Below are 15,897 nucleotides of genomic sequence, written 5' to 3'. Positions count from 1 at the left end.
CCCGGGCACGTGCTCGCGGCGGGCCCTGCGAGCAGGTCCGGAGCACCCGGTGCGCGAGCCGGTGGGGGAGCCGCGCCCGGCCCGCGACGGGGCCGGATCACTCTGGGGGCCGGGGGAGGACGGGCCGCCGTTCACCGGCCGGGTGCCGCCGGGCGGGTGACGGGCGACAGGCCGTCAGCGTACGGGGCCACCGGATCCGCCCACGCCGCGAACGGCCCGACACGGCGCAGTGTGGGGCGGACCGCGGCGGGGTCGTGCCCGCCGCGGACGCCGTTTCGTTGAAGGTTAATCCGTTGCCGTCGCCGACGGGGTCCTGCTGCACTGCACGGGACCAGTCGTCGAGGCCGAGGAGCGGCAATGCGCACAGCGTTCATGTCCACCCAGGAAGGAACCACTCCCATTTCGAAGGACATGACGCTTGGTGCACACGCGCAATCCGCACACTCTGAATCTGGGAATCCTGGCGCATGTAGACGCCGGTAAGACGAGCCTGACCGAGCGGCTGCTGCACTCGGCCGGGGTGACCGACGAACTCGGAAGCGTGGACGACGGCAGCACCCGGACGGACTCGCTCGCGCTGGAGAAGCAGCGCGGCATCACCATCAAGTCCGCCGTGGTCTCGTTCGCGCTCGACGACATCACCGTCAACCTGATCGACACGCCCGGTCACCCCGACTTCATCGCCGAGGTGGAACGGGTGCTGAGCGTGCTCGACGGCGCGGTGCTCGTCGTCTCGGCCGTCGAGGGCGTCCAGGCGCAGACGCGCGTCCTGATGCGGACGCTGCGGCGGCTGCGGATCCCCACACTCGTCTTCGTCAACAAGATCGACCGGCGTGGGGCCCAGGAGGAGGGCGTGCTGCGCGCACTGTCCCAACGCCTGTCCGTGGGGGTCGTGCCGATGGGACGCACCGGGCAACTGGGCACCCCTGAGGCGCACTTCGTACCCGGCCTGGTCCCGTCGGCGATCGACGTGCTCGCCGACCACGACGATGCGCTGCTGTCGGCGTACATCGAGGACGCCCTGGACCACGAGCACCTGTACACGGCTCTCGTCGACCAGACCCACCAGTCCCTGGTGCACCCCGTGTACTTCGGGTCCGCCATCACCGGGGCGGGGGTGGACGCGCTGATCCGCGGCATCAGGGAACTGCTGCCCGCCGCCGGCGGTACCCCTGACGAACCTCTCTCGGCCACCGTGTTCAAGATCGAGCGGGGCCCCGCCGGGGAGAAGGTGGCGTACGCGCGGATGTTCACCGGAACGCTCCGCGTCCGCGACCGCGTGCCCTTCGGCGACGGGCGCAGGGAGGGCAGAGTCACCGCGATCAGCGTCTTCGACGACGGCGAGGACGCCCGCGGCGACGCCCTGCAGGTGGGCCGGATCGGCAAGCTGTGGGGACTCGCCGACATCAGGATCGGGGACGACATCGGCGTACCGAGGAAGGCGTCTGGACAGTTCTTCGCGCCGCCGACACTGGAGACCGTTGTGGTGCCGGGACCCGGCGTCGACACAAGGGCCCTGCACCTCGCGCTCATCCGGCTCGCCGAGCAGGATCCGCTGATCGACCTCAGGCACGACGAGGTGCGGCAGGAGACCTCCGTATCGCTGTACGGAGAAGTGCAGAAGGAGGTCGTCCAGGCCACGCTCGCCGATGAATTCGCCCTGGAGGTCACCTTCCGGGAGACGACGCCCCTGTGCATCGAGCGGCCGGCCGGCACGGGAGCGGCCGTGGAGTTCAACAAGAAGGACCCGAACCCGTTCCTCGCCACGGTCGGACTCCGTGTCGATCCCGCCCCGGTCGGCTCGGGCGTGGACTTCCGGCTGGAGGTGGAGCTGGGCTCGATGCCGTACGCCTTCTTCAAAGCCGTCGAGGACACGGTGCGGGAGACGCTCGGACAGGGGCTGCACGGCTGGGAGGTGACCGACTGCACGGTCACCATGACCCACTCCGGCTACTCGCCCCGCCAGAGCCATGCCCACCAGGGTTTCGACAAGAGCATGTCGAGCACCGGCGCGGACTTCCGAGGACTGACCCCACTCGTACTGATCGAGGCGCTGCGCCGGGCGGACACCCGGGTGTACGAGCCGATGCACGACTTCCGCATCGAGGCTCCGGCCGACACGCTCGGCGCCCTGCTGCCGGCGCTGGCCGCGATGCGGGCCCTGCCCCGGACGACGGGGACGAGGGGAACCCTCTGCGTCCTGCGGGGTACGGTCCCGGCGGCCCAGGTGCACTCCCTGGAGCAGCAGTTGCCGGGACTGACGCGGGGCGAAGGTGAGCTGGAGAGCGACTTCGGCCACTACGCACCCGTCGCGGGCGGATCGTCGCCCAGCCGGCCGCGCACCGACCACAACCCGCTGAACCGGAAGGAGTATCTGCTGAACGTGACACGCCGGCTCGAGGGATGAGCCGCTCCGGCCACCGCCGGGGGTGCGCGGACGGGGCGACGGCTCCGTCCGCGTCTTTGTTGAGCCTGGTGCGGAGGGAGCCGTCGGTGCGGCGGGCAGAGGAGGTCAGCCGGCGGAAGGGCCCGTCCAGTCGGCCGGGACGTGCGCGAGGCGCACCCGCTGAGGGTGGTCGCCGACCGGGACCGAGGTCACCTTCTGGCCCGTGGCGAAGTCGATCGCGGTGACCTGGTCGGCGCCGCTCTCCGAGATGATGCAGTCCTTGCCGTCACCGCTCACCGTCGCCCAGTAGGGCTTGGACGCGGTGACGAGCGGGCCCTCCTGGAGCGTGGAGCGGTTGACGACCGTCGCGTAGTCGTCCATCGTCCCCGCGACGCACAGCTCGGTGCCGGACGGGTTCATCGAGATGCCGTGGTGCCGCGAGTCGTTCACCCATGTCGTACGGTCCTCGCTGGTGGCCGGGTTCTTCGGCAGGGTCTTTACCCGGGTGATCCGGTCGGCGGCCACGTCGTACTCCAGGAAGCCGTTGAAGAACGACACCTGGAAGTAGAGCTTGGACTCGTCGGGGCTGAAGACCGCGGGCCGCACGGCGTCGGAGAAGTCCTTGAGCCCGATCGCGTCCAGCCGGCTCCGCATGTCGATGACCTTGACCTGCTTGAACGTGGTGGCGTCGACGACCGTGATGTGCCGGTCGCCCTTCGTCCAGTCCCAGGCCGGGTCGTCGAGCGCGGTGTTGACGTCGCCGATGGCCATGTTCCAGATGTACTTGCCGTCCTTGGTGAAGATGTTCTCGTGCGGCTTGTCGCCCGTGGCGAACTCGCCCAGCTGCCTGCCGGTGCTGATGTCCAGCACCTGCACCTTGTTCGCGGTGGACGCGGAGACCGCGACTCTGGTGCCGTCGGGGGAGACCGCCATGTGGTCGGCGCGGTAACCGGCCACGGGGAAACGCCAGTTGATCTTCCCCGTCGCGAGGTCGATGGAGACGACGTCGGCGAAGCTGGGCCGCGAGACGACCATGGACCTTCCGTCGGGTGTGGAGTACATGTCGTCGACGAACTGGTCGTGGCCCTCGCCGACGCTGTTGCGGATGGCCATGAAGTAGATCCACTTGATCGGATCGGCGTTGATCTCCGCCATTCGCTGTGCCTTGTCCGGGGTCACGTCGACGCGGCCGATCCTGGCGAAGTCTCCGGTGGACTTGATGACGTCGGCGGTGCCGTCCCAGTTGTTGCCGACGAACATCACCTCGCGCAGCGCGGCGGGGGAGTCCTGTGCGGAGGCGGCCGTGGCCGTTCCGCCGGCGGTCAGGGCGAGGGCGGCGGCGAAGGAGAGGAGGTGGCGGGGTCTGAGCACGGACATGGGGGGTCCCATCTGTGGAATCAATCCTGATCTAGGCATGACAAGCAGCGTCGGAGGGTCGACTCGGGGAGCCGAGGGTGCCGCAGTTCGGGAATCTGAATACGCCCGCGTTCACAGTGGACTTACTGGAAAGTAAGGAAGGGGTGGCCCTCTCCACAAGACTCCGTACGCGACAAAATCGAGCAACGGTCGAACGGATCAGTGAGCGACGAGGAGGAGCGGGTGGCGGGCAGGCTCAGGCAGCCAACGGGCCGGTACGGCGGCAGGTCGGCCGAGGAGCGCCAGGCGGAGCGGCGCCGGCGGTTCCTGGGCGCCGCGCTGCAACTCTTCGGTGACAGGCCGGGCTTCCGTGCCACCACCGTCGCCGCACTGAGCGAGGCAGCGGGCCTGTCGACGCGTCAGTTCTACGAGGAGTTCCACACCCTCGAGGACGTGCTGGCCGCGCTGCACCTGCAGGTCAACGACTGGGCGGAGGAGGCCGCGACCGCCGCTTTGGCCGGAGCCCGCGACCGGCCGCTCGCGGAGCGGGCCGCCGCGGCCTTCCGGGCGTACGCCGCTAACGTCACCTCCGATCCGCGCCGGATCCGCATCGCCTTCGTCGAGATCATCGGCGTCAGCCCGCGACTGGAGGAGCAGCGGCTCGAACGCCGGTCCCGTTGGGTGGACTTCATCTGCGCGGAGGCCGCCGAGGCGGCGGCGCACGGCGAGGCGGCGCCCCGCGACTACCGGATCGCGGCCACGGCGTTCATCGGCAGCGTCAACGGCCTGCTGCACGACTGGCGGGCCGGCTGGGTGGACGCGACCCTCGACGAGATCGTCGACGAACTGGTCCGGCAACTGCTGGGCATCCTGCGGCCGGCCGGGTGGCTGCCGGGCGCCTGAGGCTCGGCCGGGCCGTCGGCCGCAGGCCACGGCGAGACCGGCGGCGGGTGCGGACGCGCCTCACCGATGCCGGGTGCGACCCCTGCGAATGGCACGACGGGCCGGTGGACAGGGGTGGGGGCGCGCGGCTCGCAGCACCGAACGCAGAAGGGAGACGGACGCGCGCAGACCTGCCGCGTAAACGGGTGATGGCAGCGAAGTCCGGCCCTGCCGGCCCAGTTCCGCCCGTGCGGAGAAGGTCCAGGAGAGCCGCGAGCCGACCTGGAACTTCAGATGCCGCTGTCTTCCTACTCGTCCCATGCCTGACCTCCGTCGAGGGCCCGGCCCGGGGAGCGGCGGGTCGTGGAGGGCCTCTTCATCGAGCGTCCCGCGCTGACAGGGGCCCGGCAAGCGCAGCGGACTGTGCCCCTTGCGGGTGAGGGCCGAGGTGCTGCCCGTGACCGTCCGTAGCCCCGTGACGTTGCTGGGGCATGATCTCAACACGACGCATCGTCGCCGCAGTCGGTCTCGCCGTGGGCGTCACGGGCCTGGCCGCGCCGGTGGCCGGCGCGGCCACCGCGCCCCAGGACGCGGGCAGGCTCAACCCGGTCACCCTGCTCGACTCAGTGCCCCGCACCGGTGTCCCGGCCCAGTACAGCGAGGAGATCCCGACGGTCTCCGGCCAACTCGCGGGGCTGAACCACCTGAACGACCTCCAACAGCTCCATCAGGCCACCGACCTGGCTGCGCCCGCGACGGGGCTGCTGCCGGCCGTCGAGTCCTGAGGGCGGCGCGGCCCGCGACCGCAGTGTGACAAGGCCCCCGGCCGTAAGACGCCGGGGGCCTTGACATTCCCGGAGGGCCGCCGGAGCATCGCGGGGGATCAGTGAATGGGATTTCACCAGGCGAACAAGCCTGTGCGGTTCGCCTGGTCCTCCTGCTGCCCCAGCCCGTACCGAAGGAAGCCGCCATGCCCCTCACCCGCGAACTCCTCATCGGCGGCAAGGACGTGCCCGCCGCGTCCGCCCGCACCACCGTCGACGTCAACCCCTACACCGGCGAGGTGTACGCGACCCTCGCGGCGGCGGGCCCCGAGGACGTACGGCGGGCGGTGGACGCCGCGGACGCGGCCTTCGAGGACTGGGCGGCCCTCGCGCCCTTCGCCCGCCGGGCGATCTTCCTCAAGGCGGCCGACCTGCTGGACGCCCGGGGCGAGCAGGTGGCCGAGACCATGGCCCACGAGGCGGGCGCCACCCGGCCGTGGGCCTACTTCAACGTGTCCCTGGCGGCGAACATCCTGCGTGAGGCTGCGGCCGCGATCACCGCGCCGCGCGGTGAGGTGCTCAGCGTCCAGGAGGAGGGAACGCTCGGCCTCGCGGTGCGCGAACCCCTCGGCGTCGTGGCCGCGTTCGCGCCGTGGAACGCACCGGTCATCCTCGGCGTACGGGCAGTGGCGGCACCGCTCGCCGCAGGCAACACGGTGGTCGTCAAGCCGAGCGAGGACGCGCCGATCGCCTGCGGTCTGCTCATCGCCGACCTCCTGCGGGAGGCGGGGTTGCCGGACGGAGTGCTCAATGTGGTCACCAACGCCCGGGAGGACGCGGCCGAGATCGCAGAGGCGCTGATCGGCGACGGCCGGGTGCGCGCGGTGAACTTCACCGGCTCGACCGGAGTGGGGCGGATCATCGGCGAGCTCGCGGCGCGTCATCTCAAGCCCGCTGTCCTGGAACTGGGCGGCAAGAACGCCGTACTCGTGCTGAACGACGCCGACGTCGACCACGCCGTCGACGCGGCCACCTTCAGCGTGTTCATGAACTCCGGGCAGATCTGTATGTCGGGCGACCGGATCCTGGTCCACGAGTCGCTCGCCGAGGAGTTCACCGAGAAGTTCGTGCAGAAGGTGGCCTCGCTGCGGGCGGGCGACCCCGCGCATCCGCGGACGGTGGTCGGCCCGCTGATCAGCGCACGGTCCGCGCAGCGGCTGGCCGCGCTGGTGAAGGACGCCGTGGCCAAGGGCGCCGACGTGCTGACCGGCGGTGAGCCCGAGGGAGCGGTGTATCCGGCGACCGTCCTCACCGGCGTACCGAAGGACGCGGAGCTCTACTTCACCGAGTCCTTCGGCCCGGTCTGCGTGCTGGAGACGTTCACGGACGACGACACCGCGGTGGCGCTCGCCAATGACACCGAGAACGGCCTGACTTGCGGAATCATCACCGAGAACGCCACCCACGGGCTGGCCGTCGCCCGCCGGGTGCGCACCGGCATCGTGCACATCAACGACCAGTCCGTGGCCGACGAGCCCCAGGCCCCCTTCGGCGGGGTGAAGGCCTCCGGCTACGGCCGTTTCGGCGGACGGTGGGGCATCGAGGCGTTCTCCAACACCCGCTGGGTCACCCTCGCCACCCGGCACGCGCACTACCCGTTCTGACAGAAGGCCCGGGGCGGCGGCGACCGGCCGTCGCCCAGCTGTCACCCGAGCGCCACTGCCGCCTGTCAGGCTGACGGGATGGACATGACGGCACTGGCCAGAACGCTGCTGGAGTCCGTTCCGGCGCATCGCACGGCCCGGATCGAGGTGATCCGGGCCGCGGACGGTGCGGCCGAGATCGTGTGCGAGACACCCGTGGAGCTGACCAACGTGATCGGCTCCCTCCACTCCGGCGGACTGATCACCCTGCTCGACGCGGCCGGACTCGGCGCCCTCATCGCGTCGGTCCCGCACGCCCGCGCGCTCGACGGAGTCGTGCCGCTCGGTACGGCGGCGGCCCTGGAGTTCCTCGCCCCGGCCCGGGGACGCCTTGTCGCCTCCTGCCGACTCGACGAGGAGGCCGAGCGAAGTCTTCAGCCGCTGTGGCGGGGTGAGACCGATCGGGTCCGGCTCGGCACCAAGGCCGCGATCACCGATGCGGCGGACACGGTGGTGTGCCGTGGCCGGTTCGACTGGAGTGTGCGCCGCACGAAGCCGGCGGGATGACGCGGGCGGCCCCGGCAACCGTAACGGGACCACTCTCCCGAGCCTTTACCCGCGACACCCCCACGCGCCGCACCGTCGCTCCTGACTGTCTTCTCCAGCGCCCTCGGCGTCAGCGCGAGTTCGAAGGGCCGCCGGACCTCGGCGAACGGGACGCGACGTGAGTGAGCGGCGCTCTGCCCGAGGCCGTCGTCCTGACGCGCGGCGGACCCGGGAGCGGGGGAGCGGGGTGTCCGTCAGCCGCGGCGTGCGGTGATGCTGACCGCGTTGGCGGCCACGACGGCCCCGATGCCCGCCCACTCCGCCCACCCCAGGTGCTGTTCGAGGAGCACCCGGCCGACCACGGCGGCCAGGACGGGGTTGACGCTCATGAAGAGCCCGAAGGCCGGAGCCGAGACCCGGCGCAGGGTGAACAGGTCCGCGAGGTACGGCACCGCGGACGACAGGACACCGGCGGCCACCGCGCAGGCCGCGGCCTGCGCGGTGGGTGGATGTCGGACGGCCATGACGGCTCCGACGGGCAGGAACAGCAGTGCCGATACGGCGGCGGCCGCCGCCGAACCCTGCGCTCCGGGCGTGCGCCGGCCGACGGTGCGGTTGAGCAGGATGTAGGACGCCCAGCAGCAGGCGGCCAGCAGACCGAGGCACATCCCGACGTAGTCGGTGGACGGTCGGGGACGCATCAGGGTGACGACGCCCGCCGTGGCGACCAGCGCGCAGCACGCGTCGACGCGCCGCCGGGTGGCGGCCAGGGCGATGCCGAGCGGGCCGAGGAACTCCAGGGTCACCGCGAGACCGAGGCCGACGCGATCGATGGCGGTGTACAGAGACAGGTTCATGGTGCCGAACACCAGGGCCAGCAGCAGGACCGGCCACCACTGCCGCCAGGTGAAGGCGCGCAGCCGCGGCCTGCCGACGAGGAGCAGGACGAGCGCGGCGACGTACTGGCGCACCGCGACGACACCGACCGGCCCGAGTACGGGGAAGGCGAGCGAGCCGAGCGCGGCGCCGACCTGGTTGGACAGGCCGCTGCCGGCCATCGTGGCGACTCCGGCGGGGCTCGTCCGGGCGCGCCTCGGGCCCGGGGAGGCCGGACCGGCCCGGCGCGTGACGGCGGCCGCCGGGCGTGCGGATGCTCCATGCATGGTCCGATCGTGCGAGAGCATCGGCCCTTGCGGAAAATGCATCCGCCCCGCTGTCCATACGCTTTGGTCATGCATGAAGTGGAACTGCGCCAGTTGCGGTGTCTCGTCGCGATCGTCGACGAGGGCACGTTCACCGACGCGGCCATCGCCCTCGGCGTCTCGCAGGCGGCCGTGTCCCGCACGCTGGCCTCGCTCGAACGCGCACTGGGCGTACGACTGCTGCGCCGTACCTCCCGCGAGGTGACCCCGACCGGCACCGGACTGCGCGTGGTCGCGCACGCCCGGCGGGTGCTGGCCGAAGTGGACGCGCTGGTCCGGGGGGCCACCTCCGGCCCGGCCCGGTTGCGGATCGGCTACGCCTGGTCGGCCCTCGGCCGGCACACCCTCGCCTTCCAACGGCGCTGGGGCGAACTTCACCCGCAGACCGAACTGCACCTCGTGCGCGTCAACTCGGCCACGGCAGGACTCGCCGAGGGTGCCTGCGATCTCGCGGTGGTGCGCAGGCCCGTGGACGACCGCCGTTTCGACTCGGCGATCGTCGGGCTCGAACGCAGGCTGTGCGCGATGGCGGCGGACGATCCGCTGGCCGGACGCCGCTCGGTGCGCCTGGCGGACCTCAGCGAGCGTGTACTGCTGGTCGACCGCCGTACCGGGACCACGACCGCGCACCTGTGGCCGGCGGACGCCCGTCCGGCGACCGAGGAGACCCACGACGTCGACGACTGGCTGGCCGCCATCTCCACCGGGCGCCGGATCGGGGTGACGGCGGAGTCCACCGCCAACCAGTACTCCCGGCCCGGGGTCGTCTACCGGCCGGTGCGTGACGCGGAACCGATCGCCGTACGGCTCGCCTGGTGGCGCGACGGCCCGCATCCCGCCATGCAGCCGGTGGTGGAACTACTGATCTCGCTGTACCGCACAGGCTGAGCCGGCCGCTGGGGACGGGGGGCCTCCATCCTGCTCGCGCACGATGGAGGACAAAATTGTTGACAATGTTGTCGGGCTAGATTTAGGTTCAACAAGCACTCACTCAGGGAGGGCAAACGATGCAGAAGGACGCCCGTCCGAGCACCGGAGAGCAGGCCAAGCAGCACGCGTTGGAGCAGCTTCGGCAGGCGATCCTGCACGGCGAGATGGCGCCGGCCCAGCGGCTGGTGGAGAACGAACTCGCCGAGCAGTTCGGTGTGACGCGGGCCAGTATCCGCGCGGCGCTGATCGACCTGGAGGCCCAGGGCCTGGTCGAGCGGATCCGCAACCGCGGCTCACGGGTGCGGGTGGTGACCGTCGAAGAGGCGGTCGCCATCACCGAGTGCCGCATGGTCCTGGAGGGGTTGTGCGCGGCCAAGGCGGCCGTCACGGCCGACGACGAGCAGCTGACCGAACTGGCCGATCTGGGCACGGCGATGAGCAAGGCCGTGGCCGGCGGCGAACCGGTGACGTACTCCGAGCTCAACCAGCAACTGCACGAGCGGATCAGGCTGTTCTCCGGCCAGCAGACGGCCGTGGCACTGCTGGAACGTCTCAATGCCCAACTGGTGCGCCACCGCTTTCAGCTGGCACTCCGTCCGGGGCGCCCGCAGCAGTCCCTGAGTGAACACCTGGCCATGATCGAGGCGATCCGGGCCAGGGACCCGCAGGCCGCCGAGGCGGCCGTCCGTGCCCACCTCACCAGTGTGATCGAGGCGCTGCGCGACTGACGCGAGCGAGGCGGGCGCGACCTGTCCAACCCGGCGAGTGAGCCGAAGGGGCGGGTCGGTGTCGAAAGCGTGGGGTGTCCCTGCTCGCTTGAAGCGGCAAGGGGCCAAGGCCCGATGGGCCGAGCACGCTCGCGTTGTCGGCACCGGCTGTGCCGCCCCGTCGGCGAGTCGCCTGAACGAGGAGAGTTTCAGCGATGACGCACGGCACCGCGCCCGCCGCCCCCGAGCCCCCGGCTTCTCCGCCGCTCCCGGCTCCGCTCGAGCAGGGGGACCCCCATGAGCAGGCGGGACCGCCGTCACGGTCCACGCTCGTCATCACCGCCCACGCGGGGGACTTCGTGTGGCGCGCGGGGGGAGCCATAGCCCTGGCCGCCTCCCGCGGGGAGAAGGTCACCATCGCGTGCCTGACCTTCGGCGAGCGCGGCGAGTCCGCCAAGGCGTGGCGCGAGGGCAGGAAACTGGCGGAGATCAAGGCGATCCGCCGGGAGGAGGCCGAGCAGGCCGCCGCCGCCCTGGGCGCCGAGGTCGTCTTCTTCGACGCCGGCGACTACCCGCTGATCGCCACACCCGAGCTGACCGACCGTCTGGTGGCCGTGTACCGCGAGGCACAGCCTGACGTCGTGCTCACCCACCCGCTGGAGGACCCCTACAACGGCGACCACCCGGCCGCGGCCCGGATGGCTCTGGATGCCCGCGTACTGGCCCAGGCCATCGGCTACCCGGCCGAGGGCGGGGTCATCGGCGCCCCACCGGTCTTCTTCTTCGAGCCCCATCAGCCGGAGATGTGCGGCTTCAAGCCCGAGGTCCTCCTCGACATCACCGAGGTGTGGGAGACCAAGCGCAAGGCCATGGAGTGCCTGGCAGCCCAGCAGCACCTGTGGGACTACTACACCGACCTCGCCGTCCGCCGCGGCGTCCAGCTCAAGCGCAACGCCGGTCCCAACCTGGGCCTTGCGCACAAGACCATGGCCGAGGCGTACATGCGCCCGTACCCGCAGATCACGAAGGAGCTGGCATGAGCGGCGTGATCGTCACCGACCCGCCGAAGGCGGACGTGAAGGACGTCGAGGCCCTCGCCGGGTACGGCGTGGCCACCGTCCACGAGGCGATGGGCCGCACCGGACTGCTCGGCACCCGCCCGCGCCCCGTGCAGCAGGGCGTCCGGGTCGCGGGCACCGCGGTCACCGTGCTCTCCTGGCCCGGCGACAACCTCATGATCCACGCGGCCGTGGAGCAGTGCGGCGAGGGCGACATCCTCGTCGTCACGACCACCTCGCCGTCCACCGACGGCATGTTCGGCGAGCTCTTCGCCACCGCGCTGAAGCGGCGCGGGGTGCGCGGCGTGGTCATCGACGCCGGTGTGCGCGACACCGCCGAACTGCGCGAGATGGGCTTCCCTGCGTGGTCCGCGGCCGTCTCGGCGCAGGGCACCGTGAAGGCGACCGGCGGCTCGGTCAACGTACCGGTGGTGATCGGCGGCCAGGTTATCCGGCCGGGCGACGTGATCCTCGCCGACGACGACGGTGTGGTGGTCGTGCCGCGCGAGGACGCCCGCCGGGCCGCCGAGGCGTCGGAAGCCCGCGAGAACAAGGAAGCGGCGTCCCGCGCCGCCTTCCTGGAAGGCCAACTGGGCCTGGACCGCTACGGCTTGCGTACGACCCTCGAGCGGCTGGGGGTGCGCTACCAGTCCTACGACGAGTACGTCCGGGACGGAGCGGGCTCATGACCGGGCCCGGCGAGGTGCGCTGCATGCTGATGCGCGGCGGCACGTCCAAGGGCGCGTATTTCCTGGCCGGGGACCTGCCCGCCGACCCCGGGCTCCGCGACGACCTGCTGCTGCGCATCATGGGCAGCCCCGACCCGCGCCAGATCGACGGCCTGGGCGGCGCGCATCCCCTGACCAGCAAGGTGGCCGTGATCTCCAGGTCCGACGACCCCGAGGTGGACGTGGACTACCTCTTCCTCCAGGTGGCCGTCGACAGCCCCGAGGTGACCGATCGGCAGAACTGCGGCAACATCCTGGCCGGGGTCGGTCCCTTCGCCGTCGAACGCGGCCTGGTCGCCGCCCGGGACGGCGAGACGTCCGTACGGATCCGCATGCGCAACACCGGGGAGCTTGCGGTCGCGACGTTCCCCACTCCCGGTGGGCGCGTCGACTACACCGGTTCCGCCGAGATCTCCGGCGTGCCGGGGGCGGCCGCCCCCGTGCTGATCGAGTTCCCGGCGGGCGGCAGGACGCTGCTGCCCACCGGGAACGTCCGCGACACCGTCGCCGGCACATCGGTGACCTGCGTGGACAACGGCATGCCGACCGTGCTCATCGCCGCTCGCGCGCTGAACGTCACCGGGTACGAGGACCCCGTGGCCCTCGAGGACGACCCGGTGCTGGCCCGCCGGTTGCACGGGATCCGGCTGGAGGCCGGGCGGCTGATGGGGCTGGGCGACGTCGAACGGGCCACGGTCCCCAAACTCAGTCTGCTGGCGCCGCCCCGGGACGGCGGCGCCGTCATGACCCGTACATTCATCCCGGTGCGGTGCCACACCTCCATCGGCGTCCTGGGCGCCGCGAGCGTGGCGGCGGGGCTGCGCGTCCCGGGAAGCGTGGGGGAGGGGATCGCACGCCTTCCCGCCCGCGGCGACCGCATCCGCGTCGAACACCCCACGGGATTCCTGGACATCGACACGAGAGTCGATCCCGGCTCAGGCCGGACCCCTCCGGTCGCCCGCCGCACCGCCGTCGTGCGCACCGCCCGGAAGATCTTCGACGGCAGCGTCTTCCCCCGCTCCGCCGGCAACCCCCCACAACCCTTTGGAGGCAACGATGGCTCCGCCCCTCGGTGACATCGCCCATATCGGCCACGCCCAGCTGTTCACCCCGGACCTGGACGCCAGTGTCGCCTTCTTCACGGACTATCTGGGACTCACCGTCAACGGACAGCACGGCGACACCGTCTACTTGCGGACCTTCGACGATTACGAGCACCACAGCCTGGTGCTCACTGCCCGCGAACAGCCCGGACTCGGCCGGCTCGCCCTGCGCACGTCCAGTGAGGAGGCGCTGCGGCGCCGTGTCGAGGCGAGCGAGCAGGCGGGCCGTCCCGGCCACTGGGTCGAGGACGAACTCGGTATCGGGAAGCTGTACCTCACCACCGACCCCGACGGACACGAGCACGCCCTGTACTGGGAGAGCGAGCACTACCGCGCCCCCGAGGCGCTGAGACCCGCACTGAAGAACCAGCCCCAGGCCAAACCCAACCGGGGCGTGGGCGTGCGCCGGCTGGACCATGTGAACTTCCTCGCCGCGGACGTGCTCGCCAACGCCGAGTTCCAGGAACGGGTGCTGGGCGCCCGGCCCACCGAGCAGATCCGGCTCGACAGCGGGCGGATCGCGGCCAGCTGGCTGACGTTCACAGCGAAGTCGTACGACGTCGTGTACACGGAGGACTGGACGGGCTCGACCGGTCGGCTGCACCACATCGCCTTCGCCACCGACAGCCGCGAGGACATCCTGCGCGCCGCCGACCTCGCCATCGACACGGGCGTGTTCATCGAGACCGGACCGCACAAGCACGCCATCCAGCAGACGTTCTTCCTGTACGTCTACGAACCGGGCGGCAACCGCATCGAGTTGTGCAACCCGCTGACCCGTCTGGTCCTGGCTCCCGACTGGCCGCTGATCACCTGGACCGAGGCGGAGCGCGCCAAGGGGCAGGCCTGGGGCCTGCAGACGATCCAGTCCTTCCACACCCACGGCACACCGCCGGTCGGCTGAGCGACGGGGGTGGCCGGCGTACCGGCGTGCGGCGCCCACCCCCCTCCATCAGCGTCTTTGCTGGATCTTTCCAGGGGCATCGGCACAGCCACAGGTGCTCGCTGAGATTGTTGACAAAAACGTTGACAGTTAATCGCCCGGTCTTTAGCGTCTAGCGCACACCGGGTCCGCCGCACGAGCCGCGTCGACCCTCCCCACGCTCTCGGCTCGCGCCCGAGCACGCGGACCCCCATCACCGATCCCCTCCAGGGACCGCCTCCTGGACGAGAGGAAAACAACGATGTCCTCCTCCCCCGCCCTGTCCGCTCGCGGCAGCAGACTGGCTGCTCTGGTCGTCGGTCTGTGCTGGCTCGCCGTGCTCTTCGACGGCCTCGACATGTTCATCTACGGCTCGGTGCTGCCCCACATGCTGGAGCAGAAGGCCCTGGGGATCACCCCGGGCCAGGCCGGTGACCTCGGCAGCTACGCCACCTTCGGCATGCTGGTGGGTGCCCTGACGGCGGGCACGGTCGCGGACCGGATCGGCCGCAAGAAGCTCATGGTCGCCTGCGTCACGCTCTTCTCACTGGCCTCGGGCCTGTGCGCGGTCTCGGGCAGCGTCGGGGTCTTCGGCCTCGGCCGGACGCTCGCCGGCGTCGGTCTCGGCGGACTGCTGCCCACCGCGATCAGCATGGTCTCGGACTACGCCCGGGGCGGCCGCGCCGCGCTCACCATCGGGGTGCTGATGACCGCCCACCACGCGGGCGGCATCCTCTCCGCCTATGTGGCGAAGTGGCTTGTGGAGCCGGTGGGCTGGCGCGCCGCGTTCTGGGTCTGTGTGCTCCCGCTGCTCTTCGTCCCGGTGCTCGCCAAGGTGATGCCCGAGTCCCTGAGCTTCCTGGCCGCCAAGGGCCGTACCGAGGAGGCCCGGACCTTGGCCGAGCGCTACGAGGCCGAACTGCCCGCCGCCGCCGGCCGGCAGGCCCCGGCCGGTCGTTGGAACGCCCTGGTCGACCTGTTCCGCGGCGGTGAGTGGCTGCAGACCCTGCTGTACTGGCTCGCCTCCTTCGGCGGACTGCTGCTCGTGTACGGCGTCGCCACCTGGCTGCCCACCCTGATGCGCGGCGAGGGCTACAACCTCGGCTCCGCGCTGACCTTCGTCGTCCTGTTCAACCTCGGCGGCATCGTGGGCATGCTGGTCGCCGGCCGTGTCTCCGACCGCTTCGGTGCCCCGCGCATCTCGGCCATCTGGTTCGCACTGACCGCCGCCGGGGTCTTCCTGCTCAGCGTCCACATGCCGCTGGGCGTGACCTACCTGGTCGTGTTCCTCACCGGTGTGTTCCTGAACAGCGCTCAGACGATGATCTACGCGACGGTCTCGATCCGCTCGACCCCGGACAACCGTGCCACCGCGGTCGGCTGGACCTCCGGCATGGGCCGGTTCGGCGCCGTCTTCGGTCCGTGGCTCGGCGGACAGTTGCTCGCCGAGGGTCATGGCGACTGGGGTTTCACCGCCTTCGCGCTGGCCGGAGTCTCGTCCATGATCTTCATCGGCCTGGCCGCGCTGCGCTCGTTCAGGCAGCCCCGTACGGGCACCGCGCAGCAGGAACTGCTCGCCGCCCACTGAGTCGGGCGGACGCGCGCACCGGGCCGGGCTCATCGGGGGAGCCCGGCCCAGCACGTCGGACACCCTGAGGCCGGCCCGGCCC

The 15,897-nt window shown here is 71.2% G+C and carries 14 protein-coding genes; 12 read left to right on the top strand and 2 right to left on the bottom strand.

Going from position 1 to position 15,897, the window contains the following annotated elements:
* The first annotated feature begins 421 nt into the window (after positions 1–421).
* The gene (locus ACQEXA_RS07440) at positions 422–2,407 is read left to right on the top strand and encodes a GTP-binding protein (protein WP_433134479.1); all 1,986 of its coding nucleotides are present in this window, start codon (positions 422–424) and stop codon (positions 2,405–2,407) included.
* Between the two features lie 105 nt (positions 2,408–2,512).
* Here ACQEXA_RS07440 and ACQEXA_RS07435 read toward each other — a convergent pair whose 3' ends face one another.
* Positions 2,513–3,763: a YncE family protein gene (locus tag ACQEXA_RS07435; RefSeq protein ID WP_432935957.1), complete on the bottom strand. Its 1,251-nt coding sequence runs from the start codon at positions 3,761–3,763 to the stop codon at positions 2,513–2,515.
* 222 nt (positions 3,764–3,985) lie between these two features.
* On the opposite strand from ACQEXA_RS07435, the gene ACQEXA_RS07430 reads away from it, so the two are divergent.
* The 4 genes from ACQEXA_RS07430 (at position 3,986) to ACQEXA_RS07415 (ending at position 7,598) form a co-directional block, all read left to right on the top strand.
* The gene (locus ACQEXA_RS07430; RefSeq protein WP_433134477.1) at positions 3,986–4,645 is read left to right on the top strand and encodes a helix-turn-helix domain-containing protein; all 660 of its coding nucleotides are present in this window, start codon (positions 3,986–3,988) and stop codon (positions 4,643–4,645) included.
* A gap of 470 nt (positions 4,646–5,115) precedes the next feature.
* The gene (locus tag ACQEXA_RS07425) at positions 5,116–5,409 is read left to right on the top strand and encodes a hypothetical protein (RefSeq protein ID WP_359406500.1); all 294 of its coding nucleotides are present in this window, start codon (positions 5,116–5,118) and stop codon (positions 5,407–5,409) included.
* A 185-nt stretch (positions 5,410–5,594) separates the two neighbouring features.
* Positions 5,595–7,052, top strand: coding sequence for an aldehyde dehydrogenase family protein (locus ACQEXA_RS07420; RefSeq protein WP_433129131.1), 1,458 nt, complete (start codon positions 5,595–5,597; stop codon positions 7,050–7,052).
* A gap of 78 nt (positions 7,053–7,130) precedes the next feature.
* Entirely contained in the window at positions 7,131–7,598 is a 468-nt protein-coding gene (locus ACQEXA_RS07415; RefSeq protein ID WP_433129129.1) for a PaaI family thioesterase, read from the top strand.
* A gap of 233 nt (positions 7,599–7,831) precedes the next feature.
* Here ACQEXA_RS07415 and ACQEXA_RS07410 read toward each other — a convergent pair whose 3' ends face one another.
* Positions 7,832–8,740, bottom strand: coding sequence for an EamA family transporter (locus ACQEXA_RS07410; protein WP_433129127.1), 909 nt, complete (start codon positions 8,738–8,740; stop codon positions 7,832–7,834).
* A gap of 69 nt (positions 8,741–8,809) precedes the next feature.
* Between ACQEXA_RS07410 and ACQEXA_RS07405 the strand changes: the two genes are divergently transcribed.
* The 7 genes from ACQEXA_RS07405 (at position 8,810) to ACQEXA_RS07375 (ending at position 15,815) form a co-directional block, all read left to right on the top strand.
* A complete protein-coding gene (locus ACQEXA_RS07405; protein WP_432935967.1) occupies positions 8,810–9,667 on the top strand; it encodes a LysR family transcriptional regulator in 858 nt (285 codons plus the stop codon).
* A 119-nt stretch (positions 9,668–9,786) separates the two neighbouring features.
* Complete coding sequence (locus ACQEXA_RS07400) at positions 9,787–10,437, top strand: GntR family transcriptional regulator (RefSeq protein WP_432935970.1); 651 nt, start codon at positions 9,787–9,789, stop codon at positions 10,435–10,437.
* A gap of 194 nt (positions 10,438–10,631) precedes the next feature.
* Positions 10,632–11,456: a PIG-L deacetylase family protein gene (locus tag ACQEXA_RS07395; RefSeq protein ID WP_432935972.1), complete on the top strand. Its 825-nt coding sequence runs from the start codon at positions 10,632–10,634 to the stop codon at positions 11,454–11,456.
* The gene (locus ACQEXA_RS07390) at positions 11,453–12,163 is read left to right on the top strand and encodes a 4-carboxy-4-hydroxy-2-oxoadipate aldolase/oxaloacetate decarboxylase (protein ID WP_359404548.1); all 711 of its coding nucleotides are present in this window, start codon (positions 11,453–11,455) and stop codon (positions 12,161–12,163) included. Before ACQEXA_RS07395 ends, ACQEXA_RS07390 begins: the two co-directional genes overlap by 4 nt.
* Entirely contained in the window at positions 12,160–13,278 is a 1,119-nt protein-coding gene (locus ACQEXA_RS07385) for a 4-oxalomesaconate tautomerase (protein ID WP_432935975.1), read from the top strand. The genes ACQEXA_RS07390 and ACQEXA_RS07385 overlap by 4 nt, the downstream gene beginning before the upstream one ends.
* Complete coding sequence (locus ACQEXA_RS07380) at positions 13,259–14,209, top strand: VOC family protein (RefSeq protein ID WP_432935977.1); 951 nt, start codon at positions 13,259–13,261, stop codon at positions 14,207–14,209. The genes ACQEXA_RS07385 and ACQEXA_RS07380 overlap by 20 nt, the downstream gene beginning before the upstream one ends.
* Positions 14,210–14,489: 280 nt before the next feature.
* On the top strand, positions 14,490–15,815 hold the full coding sequence (locus ACQEXA_RS07375; protein WP_432935979.1) for an MFS transporter: 1,326 nt from the start codon (positions 14,490–14,492) through the stop codon (positions 15,813–15,815).
* The last annotated feature ends 82 nt before the right edge of the window (positions 15,816–15,897 follow it).

This window comes from Streptomyces sp. CA-106110 (genome assembly GCF_050936285.1).
Taxonomy (GTDB): Bacteria; Actinomycetota; Actinomycetes; order Streptomycetales; family Streptomycetaceae; genus Streptomyces.
This window is presented reverse-complemented; position numbering and strand designations above follow the sequence as displayed.